This window comes from Streptomyces cellostaticus (assembly GCF_023630175.1).
GTDB lineage: Bacteria > Actinomycetota > Actinomycetes > Streptomycetales > Streptomycetaceae > Streptomyces > Streptomyces cellostaticus_A.
In genome coordinates this window covers 123,354-143,574 of record NZ_JALLIN010000004.1, presented here as the reverse complement: position 1 = coordinate 143,574, position 20,221 = coordinate 123,354, and the positions used below count along the sequence as shown (strand labels likewise).

Sequence of the window (20,221 nt, the reverse complement as noted above, 5' to 3'; positions counted from 1 at the left end):
GGAGCCGGTGCCACCGTACTTTGATCCGACTCCTGCCTTCCAGTGGCTTTTGTCTCTCGGAGGAAGTCACGAACCCGGCGGCGACGGACCCATGGCCGATACTGGACGCGTTATGGAAACCATCATCCTTGCTGTAGTCATCGCCGTGGTCGTCCTCGGCGCGCTCGGCGGGCTCATCGTCGGCAGCCGGCGCCGCAAGTCGCTGCCCCCGCCGCCGCCCAGGACGCCCGACATCACCGCGCCCCCGGCCGAGCCGCACGTCGGCGAAGAGGCCGAGACGCCGCGCGACGAACCGCGCCGGACGATCGAGGAGGTGGATCTTCCCGGCGGCCCCGCCCCGGTCGTCGTCGAGGAGCCGCCCACCGTCGAGGCTCCCGAGATCGAGATCCCGGAGCCCACCGCGGGGCGGCTGGTCCGCCTGCGCACCCGTCTCTCCCGCTCGCAGAACGCCCTGGGCAAGGGCCTGCTGACGCTGCTGTCCCGCGAGCACCTCGACGAGGACACCTGGGAGGAGGTCGAGGACACGCTGCTCACCGCCGACGTCGGTGTGGCGCCCACCCAGGAACTGGTCGAGCGGCTGCGTGAGCGGGTGAAGGTGCTCGGCACCCGCACCCCGCAGGAACTGCGCGGCCTGCTGCGCGAGGAACTGCTCAAGCTGGTCGGCACCGAGGTGGACCGTTCGGTCAGGACCGAGCCCGAGGACCGCAAGCCGGGCATCGTGATGGTCGTCGGGGTCAACGGCACCGGCAAGACCACCACCACCGGCAAGCTCGCCCGGGTGCTCGTGGCCGACGGCCGCACCGTCGTGCTGGGCGCCGCCGACACCTTCCGGGCCGCCGCCGCCGACCAGCTCCAGACCTGGGGCGAGCGGGTCGGCGCCTACACCGTGCGCGGCCCCGAGGCCGGCGACCCCGCCTCCGTCGCCTTCGACGCGGTCAAGGAGGGCAAGGAGATGGGGGTCGACGTGGTCCTCATCGACACCGCCGGCCGGCTGCACACCAAGACCGGCCTCATGGACGAGCTGGGCAAGGTCAAGCGGGTGGTCGAGAAGCACGCGCCGCTGGACGAGGTGCTGCTGGTCCTGGACGCCACCACCGGCCAGAACGGTCTGGTGCAGGCCCGCGTGTTCGCCGAGGTCGTGGACATCACCGGCATCGTCCTGACCAAGCTCGACGGCACCGCCAAGGGCGGCATCGTGGTCGCGGTCCAGCGCGAGCTGGGTGTCCCGGTCAAGCTGATCGGCCTCGGTGAGGGCGCGGACGACCTGGCGCCGTTCGAGCCGGAGGCGTTCGTGGATGCGCTCATCGGCGACTGACGGCGCGGTGTGCTCGCCCGCCGGAACGAAGCGGCGCCCGCCCCCGGGACACCGGGGCGGGCGCTTCGCCCTTTCCGGCACTCCGCCACGCGGCGGCCGCGGGTACGGCGCTCGCGGGGACGGCGGTCACGCGCCGGGCCCTCGGGCGGAGGGCGCCCCGGGGGGTGGGCGCTCGGGCGGTGGGCCCTCACTGCGACGCCGTTCGGTGTGCGGGCCCCGCACGCGTGGCGCTCGGGCTTCGCCCGTGACCGATGAGTGTTCGGGTCCTCGCCTGCGACCGGTGAGCCTTCGGGTCCTCGCCCGTGACCGGTGAGCCTTCGGACGCTCGCGCGCGACCGGTGGGCCCTCAGGCCCGTGCCCGCGAGCGGTGGGCCACGTACGCCAGCGTGCCCAGCAGCAGCCGGGCGGCCGGCGGCCGGGTCGCCGAGTCCAGCGCGGGCGGGCGCAGCCAGCGCACCGCACCGAGCCCGCCCCGGTCGGACGGCGGCGCGGTGATGCAGGTCCCGGGGCCGAGGCCGCGCAGGTCCAGCGCCGACGGGTCGTCCCAGCCCATGCGGTAGAGGAGCCGGGGGAGATCGGCGGCGGCGCCGGGGGAGACGAAGAAGTGGGCGCGTCCGTCGGGAGTCGCGGCGACCGGGCCGAGCGGCAGGCCCATGCGCTCGAGCCGGACCAGTGCGTTGCGCCCGGCGGACTCGGCCACCTCGATGACGTCGAACGAGCGGCCGACGGCGAGCATCGCGGAGGCGCCCGGGAACTCGGCCCAGGCCCGGGTCACCTCGTCCAGCGTGGCGCCGGCCGGCACCGGCCGCGCGAAGTCGAGCGGATGCGCGCCCGGGGCCCGGCAGCCGGTCTGCCCGCAGGAGCAGACGCCCGCCACGGCCCGTGCGCCCGGCACCACGTCCCAGCCCCACAGCCCGGTGAACTCGGCGACGGCGGTGCACTCCGACGAACGGCCGCGCCGACGCGTGCCGGAGCGGATCTCGCGAATGCCGCCGATCGTGAAGCCCATGCCCCCTCCAACGGGTCCGGCGCGCCGGTGGTTACGACGCGGAACGAGACGGAAGCGGAACGTGACGTTACGGCCGCGGTTCCGCTCGCTCCGTGAGGCCGAGGCGGCGCGTCGAAGCGTGAAGGGTGGTGCGTGGGGGCTCACGCGCCCCCGCGTGCATCACCCCGCCGACGCCCTGTCGTCCTATGTCAAGTGAATCGCGTTGCGCCGATCGTGAGTTCATTCGAAGGGGTGGCGAATGGTGGCGTTTCAAGGTTCGCCGTGGCTGGGCGGGTGATCGTGGGATTACTGTGAGTGTGTGAGGCCTGAGGGCACATGCACTCACGGGTATGCCGGAGGCAAGCCGTCGGTTCGTTCGAAGGGTGGGAACCGGCGGACGGGAGGCCCTGATTACCGGCATTCTGATAGGGCTTGGCGCACTCGGCGACAAGTGGTCTCAGGGATGGGGGCGTGCCAGTGGGCGGCAATGGCGGAGGCGGGACGAACGCTGACAAGCGCCCCAACGAACTGCTCGGTTCGTGGTTCGTGCGCAGCGGCTGGTCCAAGGGCGAGCTGGCCCGCCAGGTGAACCGCAGGGCACGCCAGTTAGGTGCCGGCCACATCTCCACGGACACCTCGCGGGTGCGTCGCTGGCTGGACGGGGAGAACCCGCGCGAGCCGATCCCGCGGATCCTCTCCGAGCTGTTCTCCGAGCGCTTCGGCTGTGTCGTGTCCATCGAGGACCTCGGCCTGCGGGCCGCCCGTCAGTCGCCCTCCGCGACCGGTGTCGACCTGCCCTGGACGGGTCCGCAGGCGGTGGCGCTGCTGAGCGAGTTCTCACGCAGCGACCTGATGCTCGCGCGGCGCGGCTTCCTCGGCACCTCGCTCGCCCTGGCCGCGGGCCCGTCCCTGGTCGAGCCCCTGCAGCGCTGGCTCGTGCCGGCCCCCGCCTCGCCGCTCCCGCCGCAGCCGGAGACCGTCGCCGACTCCCGACGGCCCGGCCGGCTGTCCAAGCCCGAGCTGGACCTGCTGGAGTCCACCACCCAGATGTTCCGCCAGTGGGACGCCCAGTGCGGCGGCGGCCTGCGCCGCAAGGCGGTCGTCGGCCAGCTCCACGAGGTCACCGACCTGCTCCAGGAACCCCAGCCGGAGGGCACCGGCCGCAGGCTCTTCAAGGTCGCCGCCGAACTCGCCGAGCTCGCGGGCTGGATGTCGTACGACGTGGGCCTCCAGCCCACCGCGCAGAAGTACTTCGTCCTCGCCCTGCACGCCGCCAAGGAAGCCGGCGACAAGCCGCTCGGTTCCTACGTCCTGTCCAACATGAGCCGGCAGATGATCCATCTGGGCCGGCCCGACGACGCCCTGGAGCTGATCCATCTCGCGCAGTACGGCAGTCGCGACTGCGCCAGTCCGCGCACCCAGGCCATGCTGTATGCGATGGAGGCCCGCGCCTACGCCAACATGGGCCAGCCCGGGAAGTGCAAGCGGGCCGTCCGCATGGCCGAGGACACCTTCGCCGACGCCGACGAGTGGGACGAGCCGGACCCCGACTGGATCCGCTTCTTCTCCGAGGCGGAGCTGTTCGCGGAGAACTCGCACTCCTACCGCGACCTCGCCTACGTGGCCGGCCGCAGCCCCACCTACGCCTCACTGGCCCAGCCGCTGATGGAGCGGGCCGTGGAGCTGTTCGCCGAGGACCACGAGCACCAGCGTTCCTACGCGCTCAACCTGATCGGCATGGCCACCGTGCACCTGCTGCGCCGCGAACCCGAGCAGAGCACCCAGTACGCCTCCGACGCCATGCGGGTCGCCAGGAAGGTGCGCTCCGAGCGGGTGAACACCCGGATCCGCAAGACGGTGGACACCGCCGTCCGCGACTTCGGCGACCTCACCGCCGTCGTCGACCTCACCGAACAGCTCGCCGTGGACCTGCCGGAGGCCGCCGAGGCCGTCTGACCCCGCAGGACACCCCAATACGCCGGCCGCGGCCGGTCCTCCCGAACCGCCCGACTCGGCTCCCCCGCGCCAGGTCATCGGAGAGGCCCGCCGCGGCCGGTTTTCCTCACTCCGGGAAGGTTGCGCCACGATAACGATGCCGCAGCCGGACATCCCGCTCTTCACCGACGTGTAACACACAGGGCGCCTTCGTCACCCCGGCGAAACAACGAGGGGCTTCCGCCGAAACCGCGCTGCGCCAGTCTCATGGCGCATAACCGGCCCACCCCTCACCCGACCGGACCGCTCAGGCACCGCCCGCACGGGGCCGTACCAACCGACGAGGAGACGCCGATGGCTTCAGCCATCACGCTTGCCGCGGAGGCACCCAAGTTGTCCGCCGCGAACACAGGCTTCATGCTCATCTGTTCCGCCCTGGTGCTCGTCATGACCCCGGGCCTGGCCTTCTTCTACGGAGGCATGGTCCGCGTCAAGAGCACCCTGAACATGCTGATGATGAGCTTCATCAGCATGGGCATCGTCACCATTCTCTGGGTGCTCTACGGCTTCTCCCTCGCCTTCGGCTCGGGATCCAGCCTGATCGGGTGGAACGCCGACTGGCTCGGCCTCAGCAACATCGGCCTGACGGAGCTCTGGGACGGCTACACCATCCCGGTCTTCGTCTTCATGGTCTTCCAGCTGATGTTCGCCATCATCACGCCCGCCCTGATAAGCGGCGCACTCGCCGACCGGGTCAAGTTCTCGGCCTGGTCGCTGTTCATCGCGCTGTGGGCCACCATCGTCTACGTCCCGGTCGCCCACTGGGTCTGGGGCGCCGACGGCTGGGCCTTCGAGCTCGGCGTGATCGACTTCGCCGGTGGCACCGCGGTCCACATCAACGCCGGTGCCGCGGCCCTCGGCGTCATCCTGGTCATCGGCAAGCGGGTCGGCTTCAAGAAGGACCCGATGCGCCCGCACAGCCTGCCGCTGGTCATGCTCGGCGCCGGTCTGCTGTGGTTCGGCTGGTTCGGGTTCAACGCCGGCTCCTGGCTCGGCAACGACGACGGCGTCGGCGCGCTGATGTTCGTGAACACGCAGGTCGCCACCGCCGCCGCCATGCTGGCCTGGCTCGCCTACGAGAAGATCCGGCACGGCGCGTTCACCACGCTGGGCGCCGCCTCCGGCGCGGTCGCCGGCCTGGTCGCGATCACCCCGTCGGGCGGCGCGGTCTCCCCGCTCGGCGCGATCGCCGTCGGCGCCATCGCGGGTGTCGCCTGTGCCGCGGCGGTCGGCCTGAAGTTCAAGTGGGGCTACGACGACTCCCTCGACGTGGTCGGCGTCCACATGGTCGGCGGTGTCATCGGCTCGCTGCTCATCGGCTTCTTCGCCACCGGCAAGGGCCAGTCCGACGCCACCGGCGTCTTCTACGGCGACCACTCCTTCGACCAGCTCTGGAAGCAGTGCGCCGGTGTCTTCGCGGTCCTCGCCTACTCCCTGGTCGCCTCCGCCGTCCTCGCCTTCCTGATCGACAGGACGCTCGGCATGCGGGTCGCCGAGGACGAGGAGATCTCCGGTATCGACCAGGCCGAGCACGCCGAGAGCGCCTACGACTTCAGCGGCACCGGCGGCGGTGTCATCGGCTCCGCCGCCCCCGCCCCCGGCCCGGCCGCGGCCGCCAAGCCCTCCAAGAAGGTGGACGCATGAAGCTCATCACCGCCGTCGTCAAGCCGCACCGGCTGGATGAGATCAAGGAGGCCCTGCAGGCCTTCGGCGTCCACGGACTGACGGTCACCGAGGCCAGCGGTTACGGTCGTCAGCGGGGCCACACCGAGGTCTACCGCGGTGCCGAGTACACCGTCGACCTGGTTCCGAAGATCCGCATCGAGGTACTGGCCGAGGACGACGACGCCGAGCAGCTGGTCGAGGTCATCGTCAAGGCGGCCCGTACCGGCAAGATCGGTGACGGCAAGGTCTGGTCGCTGCCGGTGGAGACGGCCGTACGGGTCCGCACCGGCGAGCGCGGCCCGGACGCGCTCTGACACGACGCGAGGACAGGAGTCGTTGGGTGACGGGTACGGATGTGCGGAAAGAGACGGACGACTCGGGACCCGGCGGCTACGCGGCGGCCCGGCTGCGCCTCCTCACCGAGGAGGCGCGGTCCGGGCCGCCGCGCCGTGCCGCCCTGGCCGAGCTGACCGACGACTGGCTCTCCGGCCTCTTCACGGCCGCCGCCGGGGGACTCAGAGGCGTCTCGCTCGTCGCCGTCGGCGGCTACGGCCGCGGGGAGCTGTCCCCGCGCAGCGACCTGGACCTCCTGCTGCTGCACGACGGCGGCGACCCCGGCGCGATCGCCGCCCTGGCCGACCGCCTCTGGTACCCGGTCTGGGACCTCGGTCTCGCCCTCGACCACTCCGTGCGCACCCCGGCCGAGGCCCGCCGGACGGCCGGTGAGGACCTCAAGGTCCAGCTCGGCCTGCTGGACGCCCGGCACCTCGCCGGCGACCTCGGCCTCACCGCCGGACTGCGCACCGCCGTCCTCGCCGACTGGCGCAACCAGGCGCCCAAACGCCTCCCCGAGCTGCAGGAACTCTGCGCCGAACGCGCCGAGCGGCAGGGCGAGCTGCAGTACCTCCTGGAACCCGACCTCAAGGAGGCCCGCGGCGGTCTCCGGGACGCCACCGCCCTGCGCGCCGTGGCCGCCTCCTGGCTGGCGGACGCCCCGCGCGAGGGCCTCGCGGACGCCCGCCGGCGCCTGCTCGACGTCCGGGACGCCCTGCACCTGGCCACGGGCCGCGCCACCGACCGGCTCGCACTCCAGGAGCAGGACCAGGTCGCCGCCGGGCTGGGCCTGCTGGACGCCGACACCCTGCTGCGCCAGGTGTACGAGGCGGCGCGCGTCATCTCGTACGCCAGCGACGTCACCTGGCGCGAGGTGGGGCGGGTGCTGCGTTCGCGCGCGGTCCGCCCGCGCCTGCGCGCCATGCTGGGCGGCGGGAAACCGGTCACCGAGCGGTCGCCGCTGGCCGAGGGCGTGGTCGAGCAGGACGGCGAGGTGGTGCTCGCCCGCGCCGCACGCCCCGAACGCGACCCCGTGCTGCCGCTGCGCGCCGCGGCCGCCGCGGCCCAGGCCGGCCTTCCGCTCTCCCTGCACGCCGTGCGCCGCCTGGCCGCCACCACACGTCCGCTGCCCGCGCCCTGGCCCGCCGAGGCCCGCGAGCAACTGGTCACACTGCTCGGCTCCGGCCGCCCGACCATCGACGTCTGGGAGGCACTGGAGGCGGAGGGCCTGATCAGCCGGCTCCTGCCGGACTGGGAACGGGTGCGCTGCCGGCCGCAGCGCAACGCCGTCCACGTCTGGACGGTGGACCGGCACCTGATCGAGACCGCGGTGCGCGCCTCCGAGCTGACCCGCCGCGTCAGCCGTCCCGACCTGCTGCTCGTCTCCGCGCTGCTGCACGACATCGGCAAGGGCTGGCCCGGCGACCACTCCGTGGCCGGCGAGATCATCGCCAGGGACGTGGCCGCGCGGATCGGCTTCGACCAAGCGGACGTCGCGGTACTCGCCACGCTGGTCCGGCACCATCTGCTGCTGGTCGAGACGGCCACCCGGCGCGACCTGGACGACCCCGCCACGGTCCACTCGGTCGCCGAGGCCGTCGGCAGCCAGAGCACCCTGGAGCTGCTGCACGCCCTCACCGAGGCCGACGCGCTGGCGACCGGCCCCGCTGCCTGGTCGACCTGGCGCGGTTCCCTCGTCGCCGACCTGGTGCGCCGCGTGGCCGCCGTGCTCGCCGGCGACGCGGCCGAGGAACCGGAGCCCGCCGCGCCCAGCGCCGAGCAGGAGCGCCTCGCCATCGAGGCCTTCCGCACCGCAGGCCCCGTCCTGGCCCTGCGCGCGCAGACCGAACCGGGGCCCGGGGACGAGGCCCCCGGCGAGCCCGAGCCGCTCGGTGTCGAGCTGCTCATCGCCGTACCGGACCAGCCGGCCGTGCTGCCGGCGGTCGCCGGTGTCCTCGCCGTGCACCGGCTGACCGTCCGCACGGCGGAGCTGCGCGCCCTGCGCCTGCCCCACGACGTCGAGGACGGGTCGGTCCTGCTGCTGAACTGGCGCGTCGCGGCCGAGTACGGCTCCCTGCCGCAGGCCACCCGGCTGCGTGCGGACCTGGTCAGGGCCCTCGACGGTTCCCTCGACATCGCCGGCCGGCTCGCCGAGCGGGACGCGGCCTACCCGCGCCGCCGCGGCTGGGTGGCGCCACCGCCGCGGGTGAGGGTGGCCCCTGCGGCCTCCCACCACGCCACGGTGATCGAGGTCCGCGCGCAGGACGCCCCCGGGCTGCTGCACCGGATCGGGATGGCCCTGGAGAAGGCGGCGGTGCGGGTGCGCAGCATGCACGTCAGCACCCTGGGCGCCAACGCGGTGGACGCCTTCTACGTCACGACGGGGACCGGGGCGCCGCTGCCGCCGGAGGACGCGGCCTCGACGGCCAAGGCGCTGGAGGAGACGTTGCGCGGATGACGAGGGCCTCCGGCCCCCGTCCGCCCTGTGCCGGGGCGGGCGGGGGATATCCGCTCCCCGGGCGGATATCCTGGAGGGCAGCCCAGACGCCCCCGACTTCCGAGGACCGACGCCGCCGTGTTCGATACCCTCTCCGACCGCCTCAGCGCGACCTTCAAGAACCTCCGTGGGAAAGGCCGACTGAGCGAAGCGGACATCGACGCCACGGCGCGCGAGATCCGCATCGCACTGCTCGAGGCCGACGTGGCCCTGCCCGTCGTCCGGTCGTTCATCAAGAACGTCAAGGAACGCGCGCTCGGCGCCGAGGTCTCCAAGGCACTCAACCCCGCCCAGCAGGTCCTCAAGATCGTCAACGACGAACTGGTGACCATCCTCGGCGGTGAGACCCGGCGGCTCCGCTTCGCCAAGCAGCCGCCCACCGTGATCATGCTCGCGGGTCTGCAGGGTGCCGGTAAGACCACCCTCGCGGGCAAGCTCGGCCGGTGGCTGAAGGAGCAGGGCCACTCGCCGCTGCTCGTCGCCGCCGACCTCCAGCGCCCGAACGCCGTGAACCAGCTCGGCGTCGTCGCCGAGCGCGCCGGCGTCGCCGTGTACGCGCCCGAGCCGGGCAACGGCGTCGGCGATCCGGTGAAGGTCGCGAAGGACTCCATCGAGCACGCCAGGACCAAGGTCCACGACATCGTGATCGTGGACACCGCGGGCCGGCTCGGCATCGACCAGGAGATGATGCAGCAGGCCGCGGACATCCGCGACGCCGTCTCCCCGGACGAGATCCTGTTCGTCGTCGACGCGATGATCGGTCAGGACGCGGTCAACACCGCCGAGGCCTTCCGCGACGGCGTCGGCTTCGACGGCGTGGTGCTCTCCAAGCTCGACGGCGACGCCCGCGGTGGCGCCGCCCTGTCGATCCGGCAGATCACCGGCAAGCCGATCATGTTCGCGTCGAACGGCGAGAAGCTCGACGAATTCGACGCCTTCCACCCGGACCGGATGGCCTCGCGCATCCTCGACATGGGTGACCTCCTCACCCTGATCGAGCAGGCGGAGAAGACCTTCAGCCAGGAAGAGGCCGCCAAGATGGCCTCGAAGCTGGCGTCCAAGAAGGGCCAGGACTTCACCCTGGACGACTTCCTGGCCCAGATGGAGCAGGTCAGGAAGATGGGCTCCATCTCCAAGCTGCTCGGCATGCTTCCGGGCATGGGCCAGATCAAGGACCAGATCAGCAATCTGGACGAGCGGGACGTGGACCGCACCGCCGCGATCATCAAGTCGATGACCCCGGTCGAGCGCCAGGACCCGACGATCATCAACGGCTCCCGCCGCGCCCGCATCGCCAAGGGTTCCGGTGTCGACGTCAGCGCGGTGAAGAACCTCGTCGAGCGGTTCTTCGAGGCCCGCAAGATGATGTCCCGCATGGCGCAGGGCGGCGGCATGCCCGGCATGCCGGGGATCCCGGGCATGGGCGGTGGCCCCGGCCGCACGAAGAAGCAGCCGAAGAAGGCCAAGGGCAAGCAGCGCTCCGGCAACCCGATGAAGCGCAAGCAGCAGGAGCAGGAGGAGGCCGCCCGGCGCGCGGCGGCCGCCGAGGGCGGCGCCTTCGGGCTGCCTCAGCAGGGCGGCCAGGAGTTCGAGCTGCCGGACGAGTTCAAGAAGTTCATGGGCTGATCCCCGCGGTCACCCGCCTGAGGGCGCCCCCTGGTCCAGGGGGCGCCCTCAGCGCATGCCGAGGCAGGCGTGGTGCCGTAACGTCCAGGTATGAGCAATGCGGCGCCACCCCGCAAAGCCCCTGACCAGCCGTGGCGCGCCGAGGGCACGCCGGACGAGAAGCGCCGGGGGGCCGGCGGCGGACTGCGCGGCGGCAAATGGTGGGGCCTGCTCGTCACCGCGGTGATCGTCTTCCTGCTGGCCTACGTCGGACTGAACTACCTGGGCCGGGGCACCGAGCCGACGATCTCCTACACGGAGTTCAGCCGGGAGGTCGGCGCCGGGAACGTCGCCAAGATCTACTCCAAGGGCGACGCGATCCAGGGCCAGCTCAAGAGCCCCCGGGCCAACCCCGACGGCGGCGGCGACTACACCAAGTTCCATACGCAGCGGCCCGCCTTCGCCGAGGACAAGCTGTGGCAGGACCTGAGCAGCCACGGCGTCACGGTGACGGCGCGTCCGGTCGTCCAGGAGCGCGGACTTCTCTCCAACCTGCTGATCTCGCTGATCCCGATCGTGCTGCTGGTCGCGGTGTGGATCTTCATCGCCCGGCGGGTCGGCTCGGGGCTGGGCGGCGCGGGCGGCATGTTCGGGCGCAAGACGCCACCCAGACCGGTCGAGCTGCGGCCCGGCACGGGGCGCACCACCTTCGCCGACGTGGCCGGCATCGACGAGGTCAAGGGCGAGCTCGACGACGTCGTGGACTTCCTCAAGTACCCCGACACCTACCGCAGGATGGGTGCCAAGCTGCCCCGCGGAGTCCTGCTCGCGGGGTCCCCGGGCACCGGGAAGACGCTGCTCGCGCGCGCGGTCGCGGGCGAGGCCGGCGTGCCGTTCTTCTCGGCCTCGGCGTCCGAGTTCATCGAGATGATCGTCGGTGTCGGCGCGTCCCGGGTCCGTGAGCTGTTCGCCGAGGCCCGCAAGGTGGCGCCGTCGATCATCTTCATCGACGAGATCGACACCATCGGACGGGTGCGCGGCGGTGGCGCCTCGATGAGCGGCCACGACGAGCGCGAGCAGACCCTGAACCAGATCCTCACCGAGATGGACGGCTTCTCCGGCTCCGAGGGCGTGATCGTCATCGCGGCGACCAACCGCGCGGACATCCTCGACCCGGCGCTGACCCGGCCCGGCCGCTTCGACCGGGTGGTCAGCGTGTCCCCCCCGGACCGGGGCGGGCGCGAGGCGATCCTGCGGATCCACACCCGTCAGATGCCGCTCGCCGGCGACGTGGACCTCGCCCAGCTGGCGCGGGTGACGCCGGGTATGACGGGTGCGGATCTGGCCAATCTCGCCAACGAGGCCGCGCTGCTCGCGGTCAAGGCGAAGCAGGACCGGGTGACGCGGGCGGACCTGTCCGAGGCGCTGGAGAAGGTGCAGCTCGGCGCCGAGCGCACCCTGGTGATGCCCGAGGAGGACCGCCGCCGCACCGCCTACCACGAGAGCGGCCACGCCCTGCTCGGCATGCTGCAGACCGGTGCCGACCCGGTCCGCAAGATCACCATCGTGCCGCGCGGCCGGGCGCTCGGGGTGACCATGTCCACGCCCGAGGTGGAGCGGTACGCGCATTCGGAGGGCTATCTGCGCGGCCGCATCATCGGGGCGCTCGGCGGCATGGCCGCGGAGGAGGTCGTGTACGGAGTCGTCACCACCGGCGCGGAGAGCGACCTCGAGCAGGTCACCAACATCGCGCGCGGGATGGTGGCCCGCTGGGGCATGAGCGAGCGCGTGGGCCGGTTCTCCGCGCTCCCCAGCGACGCCCAGCAGGCGTACGGACTGTCGGCCGCCCCGCAGACCCTCGACGTGATCGACGCCGAGATGCGCCGGATCGTCGACGAGTGCTACGAGGAGGCGCGCCAGAAGCTGCGGGACCACCGCGGCCGACTGGACGCACTGGCACACGCGCTGCTGGAGAACGAGACGCTGGAGGAGGCGGACGCCTACCGGATCGCCGGCATCACCCGCCTGACCAAGGACGCGGAGGCCTGAGGGCCTCCCCGCGGTGTCCGGGGACGCGTCGTTCGTTACGGCACGCGGGCGACCAGGTAGCGGAAGACGTTCGGCATCCACACCGTCCCGTCGGCGCGCCGGTAGGGGTGCAGCGCCTCCGTCAGTTCCTTGTCCACCTGCTTGCCGTCGGTGGCCGCGATCGCCGCGTCGAAGAGTCCGGTCGACAGCAGGCCGCGAACGGCGCTGGCGGCGTCGGCGTACCCGAACGGGCAGGCCACCCGTCCCGAGCCGTCCGGCTTCAGCCCGGCCCGCTGGGCGACCTCCTCCAGGTCGTCCCGGCGGGCGGGCCGCCAGCTTCCCGGGCTGCGCAGCGGATCGGCGAGCTTCGTCGCCACCCGCAGCACCGAGGAGGTGGCGCAGCGCTCCGGCGGGCCCCAGCCGGTCAGCACCACGGCCGCCCCGCGGGCGGCCAGCGGAAGCGCGCCCGCCAGCAGGCTGCCGACCCCCTCGGAGTCGCCCGCCAGACAGCCGATCGGCTCGAAGACGGTCACCAGGGTGTACGCGGGCGGCCGGGCGCCGGCCGTGACGCCCGGCAGGTCCTCGACGAGCCTGGCGCCCGCGACCGTCGCCCCGGCCGGACGCGCGTGCGCGCCGCGCGCGGCGTCCGGCGACAGGCGCTCGCGCGCGAGGGCGAGCAGTTCGCGGCAGGAGTCGACACCGGTCACGGCGGCCCCTCTGGAGGAGGCCATCAGCAGGGCGAGACCGGAACCGCAGCGCAGGCCCAGCAGCCGGGTCGCCGGGCCCACCTCGATCCGCTCGTGGACGGCCGCGTAGAGCGGGACCAGCATCCGCTCCTGTATCTCGGACCAGTCACGCGCGCGTGCGCACGGGTTCACGCCGGGTGGTGCCGAACCCGGGTGTGACAAGTGCTCCCGCACGAGCGTAGGTGTCATAGGTATGCGCCCCAATCCGCCGACAGTTCGTCGCAGTGCCCGATTGCGAGGCCCCCGTGCCGATCGCTCGCACCCTCCACCTATGTCAGGTAACTCCCGGCTCGCGATGCCGTCCAGGGGTCGTGGGGCCCCGCTTGGGGACTGAGCGCACAAGTGGCGAGAATTCACATCCGCGCAACCCGGGCGGCCGTACCGTGTCCCTTTCGGCGGGGAACGGGCCGGTGACGAGGGGTTCGGCCCCGCCCGGTAACGTCACGACCCGCGCGGACGCTGACAGAGGTGACGGCCTCAGGCGAGAGCGTCCGAATCACATCTTGCGCATCCGCCGCCCACCGTCATGACGCCGCTTGCACGCCGCGTCGTACGTCGGGCTACGCACCGGCTTGGTATGAGCTGCGAGGCTTCTCCGCAGATCAGCGCACCCGCCCTCGTCAGGACGCATCAGTGGCAACTGACGGGTAAGTGCAAATTATTTGGGATGCCCCGGAATAGGAACACAGTGGCACCCACGCTCGTTGTCATTACGTGAGCACGACACAGACACCACCTGTTCTCGCCGCAGAGCTGGCACAGGCGTGGGCCGACATTCAGCGGTACCACCCCGAGCTGCCGGACCTTGCCGCGCCAGAGTCCCTGATCGGGGAGTCGTCGTCCGCGTGCGGTCACGAACTCTCCTTCGAGCGCCTGCTCCACGAGGCCGTCCACGGCGTCGCCGCCGCGCGAGGTGTCCGCGACACCTCCCGCGCCGGCCGCTACCACAACCGCCGCTTCCTCGCCATCGCCGAGGAACTGGGCCTTGACCACCCCGAGGAACCGCATCCCAGCAGCGGCTTCTCGCTGGTCACGCTCAATCCGGAAGCGAAGCGGCGCTACCGTCCGACCATCGAGCGCCTCCAGCGCGCCCTGAAGGCACACCTGGCGGCCACCTCGGCCGACACCTCCCGTACCTTCCGCGGCCCCGCCGCCCGCCACGGCTCCTCCGGCGGCGGTGTCCGGGTCAAGGCGGTCTGCGACTGCGGCCGCAACGTCCGGGTGGTGCCCTCGGTCCTGGCCCAGGCCCCCATCATGTGCGGCGGCTGCGGCAAGCCGTTCCGGATCCCGGAGGTCGTGGGAGCGGCCTAGCGGCGAGCCGCGCGTACCGGCATCTCGTGGGTGCCGGCAGCAGGCTCGTCCCCGCGTGGCCGCCGATGGGCGCCGGGCGGTGCCGGGCGACGCACCCGACGCGATCTCACCCTCCGCGCCGGGTGCCGCTCCGGCATGCCCTGGTCCGGTCCGTACCCCGTGGCGGAGGGCGGCCCGACGGGTGTGGCACAATGTCTAGCTGTACTCGACAGCCGCACAGGACCCCTCTCTCCTCCGGCTGACGCGTCCATCGGGCATTCGGGTACCGCAACCCCACGCGGCAACTCGCCGTGCCCAACCACGTCAAAACCAGGAGAATCCACTCCCGTGGCAGTCAAGATCAAGCTGAAGCGTCTGGGCAAGATCCGTTCGCCTCACTACCGCATCGTCGTCGCCGACTCCCGTACCCGCCGTGACGGCCGGGCCATCGAGGAGATCGGCAAGTACCACCCGACCTACAACCCGTCGGTCATCGAGGTGGACGCCGAGCGCGTGGCGTACTGGCTGGGTGTCGGCGCGCAGCCGACCGAGCCCGTTCTCGCCATCCTGAAGAAGACCGGCGACTGGCAGAAGTTCAAGGGCGAGCCGGCTCCCGCGCCGCTGCTCGTGGCCGAGTCGAAGTCGACGCGCCCGTCGTTCGAGTCCCTCGGCGGTGACGACGAGGGCAAGGGTGAGGCGATCACCCAGAAGAAGAAGGCTGAGAAGAAGGACGAGGCCGCTGCCGAGTCCGAGTCGACCGAGGCCTGAGCAGCATGCTCGAAGAGGCGCTTGAGCACCTCGTGAAGGGCATCGTCGACAACCCTGACGATGTGCGGGTCGCCTCGCGTGACCTGCGCCGCGGGCGCGTTCTCGAGGTCCGGGTCCACCCCGACGACCTCGGCAAGGTGATCGGCCGCAACGGCCGTACCGCGCGTGCTCTGCGCACCGTCGTGGGCGCCATCGGCGGCCGCGGTGTCCGCGTCGACCTCGTCGACGTGGACCACGTCCGCTGACGCTTATCGCAGCACCGGCTCGGGCCGGGGAGGGCCACTGGGCCGTCCCCGGCCCGTAGTCGTATGACAGGAGATCAAGCACAGTGCAGCTGGTAGTCGCACGGATCGGCCGCGCCCACGGCATCAAGGGCGAGGTCACCGTCGAGGTACGTACCGACGAGCCGGAGCTGCGGCTCGCCCCGGGAGCCGTTCTGGCCACCGACCCGGCCTCCGCCGGACCGCTCACCATCGCCACCGGCCGGGTGCACAGCGGCCGCCTCCTGCTGCGCTTCGAGGGCGTGGGCGACCGCAACGCCGCGGAGGCCCTGCGCAACACCCTGCTGATCGCCGAGATCGACCCCGAGGAAATGCCCGAGGGCGAGGACGAGTACTACGACCATCAGCTCATGGACCTCGACGTGGTCACCGAGGACGGCACCGAGGTGGGCCGGATCATCGAAATCTCCCACCTGCCCTCCCAGGACCTGTTCATCGTCGAGCGCCCGGACGGCAGCGAGGTGATGATCCCCTTCGTGGAGGAGATCGTCACCGAGATCGACCTCGAGGAGCAGAAGGCCGTGATCACGCCCCCGCCGGGTCTGATCGACGACGCCGCCGAGATCGCCTCGTCCCGGGAAGAGGACGCATGAGACTCGACGTCGTCACGATCTTCCCCGAGTACCTCGAGCCGCTGAACGTCTCCCTCGTCGGCAAGGCACGCGCGCGCGGGCAGCTCGACGTCCACGTGCACGACCTGCGCGGATGGACGTACGACCGGCACAACACCGTCGACGACACGCCCTACGGCGGCGGCCCCGGCATGGTCATGAAGACCGGGCCCTGGGGCGACGCGCTCGACACGGTGCTCGCCGACGGCTACGAGGCCGGTGCCCGGTCCCCCGCGCTGATCGTGCCCACCCCCAGCGGCCGCCCCTTCACCCAGGAACTCGCGGTCGAACTCTCCGAGCGCCCCTGGCTGCTCTTCGCACCGGCCCGCTACGAGGGCATCGACCGGCGCGTCATGGACGAGTACGCGACCCGGATGCCCGTCCACGAGGTCTCCATCGGCGACTACGTGCTCGCCGGCGGCGAGGCGGCCGTCCTGGTCGTCACCGAGGCCGTGGCCCGGCTGCTGCCCGGCGTCCTCGGCAACGCCGAGTCCCACCGGGACGACTCCTTCGCGCCCGGTGCGATGGCCGGCCTCCTCGAAGGCCCCGTGTACACCAAGCCGCCCGTCTGGCGCGGCCGCGACATCCCCGAGACGCTGCTCAGCGGCCACCACGGCCGGATCGCCCGCTGGCGCCGCGACGAGGCCCTGCGGCGCACCACGGCCCACCGGCCCGACCTGGTGGAGCGCTGCGACCCCGAGGCCTTCGACAAGAAGGACCGGGAGATGCTGTCCATCCTGGGCTGGGAGCCGGACCCCGAAGGGGAGCCGTACGGCCGGTTTTGGCGCCGGGCCGACGGCATGGAAGAATAGGCGGCTGTTGTGCGTCCGTCCGGCGTGCGCCCCTGCCACAGGGGGACACGACGCCCGCACCGACCCGCACGGCAGTCCTCCTGGAAACCTAGTTCCCGTTGATGACCTGTGGCATCAGCGAAGAAAGCAGACGAAATGTCTCACCTGCTCGACACCGTCGACGCCGCGTCGCTGCGCAGCGACCTCCCCGCCTTCCGCCCGGGTGACACCGTCAACGTCCACGTCCGCGTCATCGAGGGCAACCGCTCCCGTGTGCAGCAGTTCAAGGGCGTTGTGATCCGTCGCCAGGGCTCCGGTGTCCGCGAGACCTTCACGGTCCGCAAGGTCTCGTTCTCCGTCGGCGTCGAGCGCACCTTCCCGGTGCACACCCCGATCGTCGAGAAGATCGAGCTGGTCACCCGTGGTGACGTGCGCCGCGCGAAGCTGTACTACCTCCGCGAGCTGCGCGGCAAGGCCGCGAAGATCAAGGAGAAGCGCGAGAACTGAGCGCTTTTCCTTCGGTCGCGTCGGGGCGGATAGCATCTGGCTCCGATGGACACCGAAGCACAGCCGACGCAGCGCGACCGCTCCTCCCGACCCGGTACCACGGGGACGGAGGGGCGGTCGCGTTTCGCGTCGGTGCCGCGCGTCACCGCGCGGCTGCCCGGCGGCCGGGTCACCCTCACCCTCCTCGTCTGCCTCGTGTTCCTGCTCGTCCTCAACGCGTTCGTGGTGCGACCGTTCCAGATCCCGAGCGGATCGATGGAACAGGGATTGAGGATCGGCGACCGCGTCCTCGTAAATAAGTTGGCGTACCGTTTCGGTGCCCAGCCGCTCCGCGGTGACGTGGTTGTCTTCGACGGAACCGGGTATTTCGGGGACGCCGACTACATCAAGCGCGTTGTGGGGGTAGGGGGAGACCATGTGGTCTGCTGCGACAAGGAGGGGAGGCTCGAGGTGAACGGCCGGCCGGTCGACGAGACGTCGTTCCTCCATCCCGGGGACAGCCCTTCCAGCGTCCCCTTCGACGTCGCCGTGCCCGCGGACCGGCTGTTCGTGCTCGGGGACCACCGCAGTCGCTCCAGCGACTCGCGCGACCACCTGGGCTCGCCCGGCGGCGGCATGATCCCGGTGGACGACGTCATCGGCCGGGCCGACTGGGTCGCCTGGCCGTACGGTCACTGGCGGCACCTGACGCGGCCGACGGCCTACGCGCGCGTGCCCGCGGCCGGACCCGCGGAGGGCGCGCATGGGTAACCGTGGCAAGCCGCGCGGAGCGCCGGCGACCGCCGCCGAGAGCCTGCTGCCCACCGGGACCCGGCGTACCGGCCCCGGGACGGGCGGCGGCCGCACGCGCGCGGAGCGGCGCAAGCTCCAGCGCAAGGTGAAGCGCAAGCGCAGGCGGTCAGCCGTTCGGGAGATCCCCCTTCTGGTCGGTGTCGCGGTCCTCATAGCCCTGGTCCTCAAGACGTTCCTCGTGCAGGCCTTCGTGATCCCGTCCGGCTCCATGGAGCAGACGATCCGGATCGGGGACCGGGTCCTGGTCGACAAGCTCACCCCGTGGTTCGGCTCGAAGCCGCAGCGCGGGGACGTCGTCGTGTTCCACGACCCGGGCGGCTGGCTGGCCGACGAGCAGACCACCCAGAAGAAGGACGACCCGATCGTCGTCAAACAGTTCAAGGAAGGCCTCACCTTCATCGGCCTGCTGCCCTCCGACAACGAGAAGGACCTGATCAAGCGGGTCATCGGAGTCGGCGGGGACCATGTCAAGTGCTGTGACGCGCAGGGCCGGGTCACCGTCAACGGAAGCCCGCTCAGCGAGACGGGCTACCTGAATCCGGGCAGCGCGCCGTCCGTCACGCCCTTCGACATCACCGTTCCGCAGGGGCGGCTGTGGGTGATGGGCGACCACCGCGACAACTCCGCCGACTCCCGCGCGCACCAGGACACCCCGTACGGCGGCACGGTCTCCGAGGACTCCGTGGTGGGCCGCGCGATGGTGATCGGCTGGCCCATCGGCCACTGGACCAGCCTCGACGAACCTAAAACCTTCGCAAGCGTCGCCAACTCCGTGTCGGGGTCGACCGCGGCCCCTCCGTCGTCGCATAGGGTTGCCTACGGCGATCCGAACGGAACGACCCGCCTCCCGACCCCTGCGGAACTACCGCTCGTTATGGGAGTGGTGGGCCTGCATCGTGGATGGCGCAGGCAGCGGCAGAGAGTAAGGAGTTGGCGTGGGGGATGTGGCGGTAGGCGCACGGTCGGGACACGACGGCGAAGAGCACCGCGGGCACCCCGTGGAGGCGAACGCCCCCGGTCCGGACGGCGCTGTGACGCCCGGGAACTCCTTCTCGGCGTCCGAGGACGGCGGGCCCGAGGAGCACCGGCTCCAGAGCGACTCGGAAGGCGCGGACGGGACGGCGAACCGGCCGGCGAAGCCGCGCTCGTTCTGGAAGGAGCTGCCGATCCTGATCGGCATCGCGCTGGTCCTCGCGCTGCTGATCAAGACGTTCCTGGTGCAGGCCTTCTCGATTCCCTCGGACTCGATGCAGAACACCCTCCAGCGCGGTGACCGCGTCCTGGTCGACAAGCTCACCCCGTGGTTCGGCTCCGAGCCCGAGCGCGGCGAGGTCGTCGTCTTCCACGACCCGGACAACTGGCTGGCGGGCGAGCCCGCCCCCAACCCGAACCCGGTGCAGAAGGTCCTGAGCTGGATCGGCCTGATGCCGTCCGCCGAGGAGAAGGACCTCATCAAGCGGGTGATCGGGGTCGGCGGCGACACGATCGAGTGCAACAAGACCGGCCCGCTGACGGTCAACGGCAAGGCGCTGAACGAGCCGTACGTCTACCCGGGCAACACGCCGTGCAGCCTGGACGACCAGGGCGGCCAGTTCAAGGTGAAGGTCCCCAAGGGCTACATCTGGGTGATGGGCGACCACCGCCAGAACTCCCGTGACTCCCGCTACAACCAGTCCGACAGCCACCACGGCATGGTCCCCGTCGACCAGGTCGTCGGCCGCGCCATCGTGCGCGCCTGGCCCATCAACCGCTGGGGCACGCTGCCGGTGCCGGACACCTTCGACCAGCCCGGCCTCGGCCGGCAGAGCTCCGCGGCGGCGTCCCTGACCGTGGCACCGCAGGGCGTGGCGCTGGCCGCCGTGCTGCCGGTGGTGGCGGTCCGGCGGCGCGGACGCGGCGCGGGCCGGCTGCGGACGGACGTCCAGGCCACGGCGGCCACGGGGAGGCGCTGAGCCCGCCCACCATGCGAGTGGGGCCCTTCTGTGAAACTCCGGGAAAGCTGTTCCCAG

The 20,221-nt window shown here is 71.7% G+C and carries 17 protein-coding genes and 1 pseudogene; 16 read left to right on the top strand and 2 right to left on the bottom strand.

Annotated elements, in window-relative coordinates; all coding sequences use genetic code 11:
• Nucleotides 1-112: 112 nt before the first annotated feature.
• Complete coding sequence (gene ftsY, locus MXD57_RS03910) at nt 113-1,315, top strand: signal recognition particle-docking protein FtsY (protein ID WP_250399846.1); 1,203 nt, start codon at nt 113-115, stop codon at nt 1,313-1,315.
• Between the two features lie 346 nt (nt 1,316-1,661).
• On the opposite strand, the gene MXD57_RS03905 is transcribed toward ftsY, so the two are convergent.
• Entirely contained in the window at nt 1,662-2,324 is a 663-nt protein-coding gene (locus MXD57_RS03905; protein ID WP_250399845.1) for a bifunctional DNA primase/polymerase, read from the bottom strand.
• A 456-nt stretch (nt 2,325-2,780) separates the two neighbouring features.
• Between MXD57_RS03905 and nsdA the strand changes: the two genes are divergently transcribed.
• The 6 genes from nsdA to ftsH all read left to right on the top strand — a co-directional run bounded on the left by nsdA (nt 2,781) and on the right by ftsH (nt 12,447).
• The gene (nsdA, locus tag MXD57_RS03900) at nt 2,781-4,259 is read left to right on the top strand and encodes a transcriptional repressor NsdA (RefSeq protein ID WP_250399906.1); all 1,479 of its coding nucleotides are present in this window, start codon (nt 2,781-2,783) and stop codon (nt 4,257-4,259) included.
• A 333-nt stretch (nt 4,260-4,592) separates the two neighbouring features.
• A complete protein-coding gene (locus MXD57_RS03895) occupies nt 4,593-5,942 on the top strand; it encodes an ammonium transporter (protein ID WP_250399844.1) in 1,350 nt (449 codons plus the stop codon).
• Nucleotides 5,939-6,277, top strand: coding sequence for a P-II family nitrogen regulator (locus tag MXD57_RS03890; protein WP_100828472.1), 339 nt, complete (start codon nt 5,939-5,941; stop codon nt 6,275-6,277). The genes MXD57_RS03895 and MXD57_RS03890 overlap by 4 nt, the downstream gene beginning before the upstream one ends.
• 26 nt (nt 6,278-6,303) lie before the next feature.
• Entirely contained in the window at nt 6,304-8,754 is a 2,451-nt protein-coding gene (locus MXD57_RS03885) for a [protein-PII] uridylyltransferase (protein ID WP_250399843.1), read from the top strand.
• 117 nt (nt 8,755-8,871) lie between these two features.
• The gene (gene ffh / locus MXD57_RS03880; protein ID WP_250399842.1) at nt 8,872-10,419 is read left to right on the top strand and encodes a signal recognition particle protein; all 1,548 of its coding nucleotides are present in this window, start codon (nt 8,872-8,874) and stop codon (nt 10,417-10,419) included.
• A 90-nt stretch (nt 10,420-10,509) separates the two neighbouring features.
• Complete coding sequence (gene ftsH, locus MXD57_RS03875) at nt 10,510-12,447, top strand: ATP-dependent zinc metalloprotease FtsH (protein ID WP_250399841.1); 1,938 nt, start codon at nt 10,510-10,512, stop codon at nt 12,445-12,447.
• Nucleotides 12,448-12,482: 35 nt separating this feature from the next.
• Here ftsH and MXD57_RS03870 read toward each other — a convergent pair whose 3' ends face one another.
• On the bottom strand, nt 12,483-13,361 hold the full coding sequence (locus MXD57_RS03870; RefSeq protein WP_250399840.1) for an SAM-dependent methyltransferase: 879 nt from the start codon (nt 13,359-13,361) through the stop codon (nt 12,483-12,485).
• 525 nt (nt 13,362-13,886) lie between these two features.
• On the opposite strand from MXD57_RS03870, the gene MXD57_RS03865 reads away from it, so the two are divergent.
• The 9 genes and pseudogenes from MXD57_RS03865 (at nt 13,887) to lepB (MXD57_RS03825) (ending at nt 20,164) form a co-directional block, all read left to right on the top strand.
• Nucleotides 13,887-14,483 (top strand): hypothetical protein, encoded by a 597-nt coding sequence (locus MXD57_RS03865; RefSeq protein WP_250399839.1) that lies wholly within the window; start codon nt 13,887-13,889, stop codon nt 14,481-14,483.
• 327 nt (nt 14,484-14,810) lie between these two features.
• A complete protein-coding gene (gene rpsP, locus MXD57_RS03860; RefSeq protein ID WP_250399838.1) occupies nt 14,811-15,230 on the top strand; it encodes a 30S ribosomal protein S16 in 420 nt (139 codons plus the stop codon).
• A 5-nt stretch (nt 15,231-15,235) separates the two neighbouring features.
• Complete coding sequence (locus tag MXD57_RS03855) at nt 15,236-15,475, top strand: RNA-binding protein (protein WP_109381758.1); 240 nt, start codon at nt 15,236-15,238, stop codon at nt 15,473-15,475.
• An 83-nt stretch (nt 15,476-15,558) separates the two neighbouring features.
• Complete coding sequence (rimM, locus tag MXD57_RS03850) at nt 15,559-16,104, top strand: ribosome maturation factor RimM (RefSeq protein ID WP_250399837.1); 546 nt, start codon at nt 15,559-15,561, stop codon at nt 16,102-16,104.
• Nucleotides 16,101-16,934, top strand: coding sequence for a tRNA (guanosine(37)-N1)-methyltransferase TrmD (gene trmD / locus MXD57_RS03845; protein WP_250399836.1), 834 nt, complete (start codon nt 16,101-16,103; stop codon nt 16,932-16,934). The genes rimM and trmD overlap by 4 nt, the downstream gene beginning before the upstream one ends.
• Nucleotides 16,935-17,069: 135 nt before the next feature.
• Complete coding sequence (gene rplS, locus MXD57_RS03840; protein ID WP_250399835.1) at nt 17,070-17,420, top strand: 50S ribosomal protein L19; 351 nt, start codon at nt 17,070-17,072, stop codon at nt 17,418-17,420.
• Between the two features lie 45 nt (nt 17,421-17,465).
• A complete protein-coding gene (gene lepB / locus MXD57_RS03835) occupies nt 17,466-18,170 on the top strand; it encodes a signal peptidase I (protein ID WP_250399834.1) in 705 nt (234 codons plus the stop codon).
• Nucleotides 18,163-19,257, top strand: a pseudogene (gene lepB / locus MXD57_RS03830) (signal peptidase I); the annotation flags it as partial. The gene lepB (MXD57_RS03835) and the pseudogene lepB (MXD57_RS03830), both read left to right, overlap by 8 nt.
• Entirely contained in the window at nt 19,148-20,164 is a 1,017-nt protein-coding gene (gene lepB / locus MXD57_RS03825) for a signal peptidase I (protein WP_250399833.1), read from the top strand. The pseudogene lepB (MXD57_RS03830) and the gene lepB (MXD57_RS03825), both read left to right, overlap by 110 nt.
• Nucleotides 20,165-20,221 lie beyond the last annotated feature (57 nt).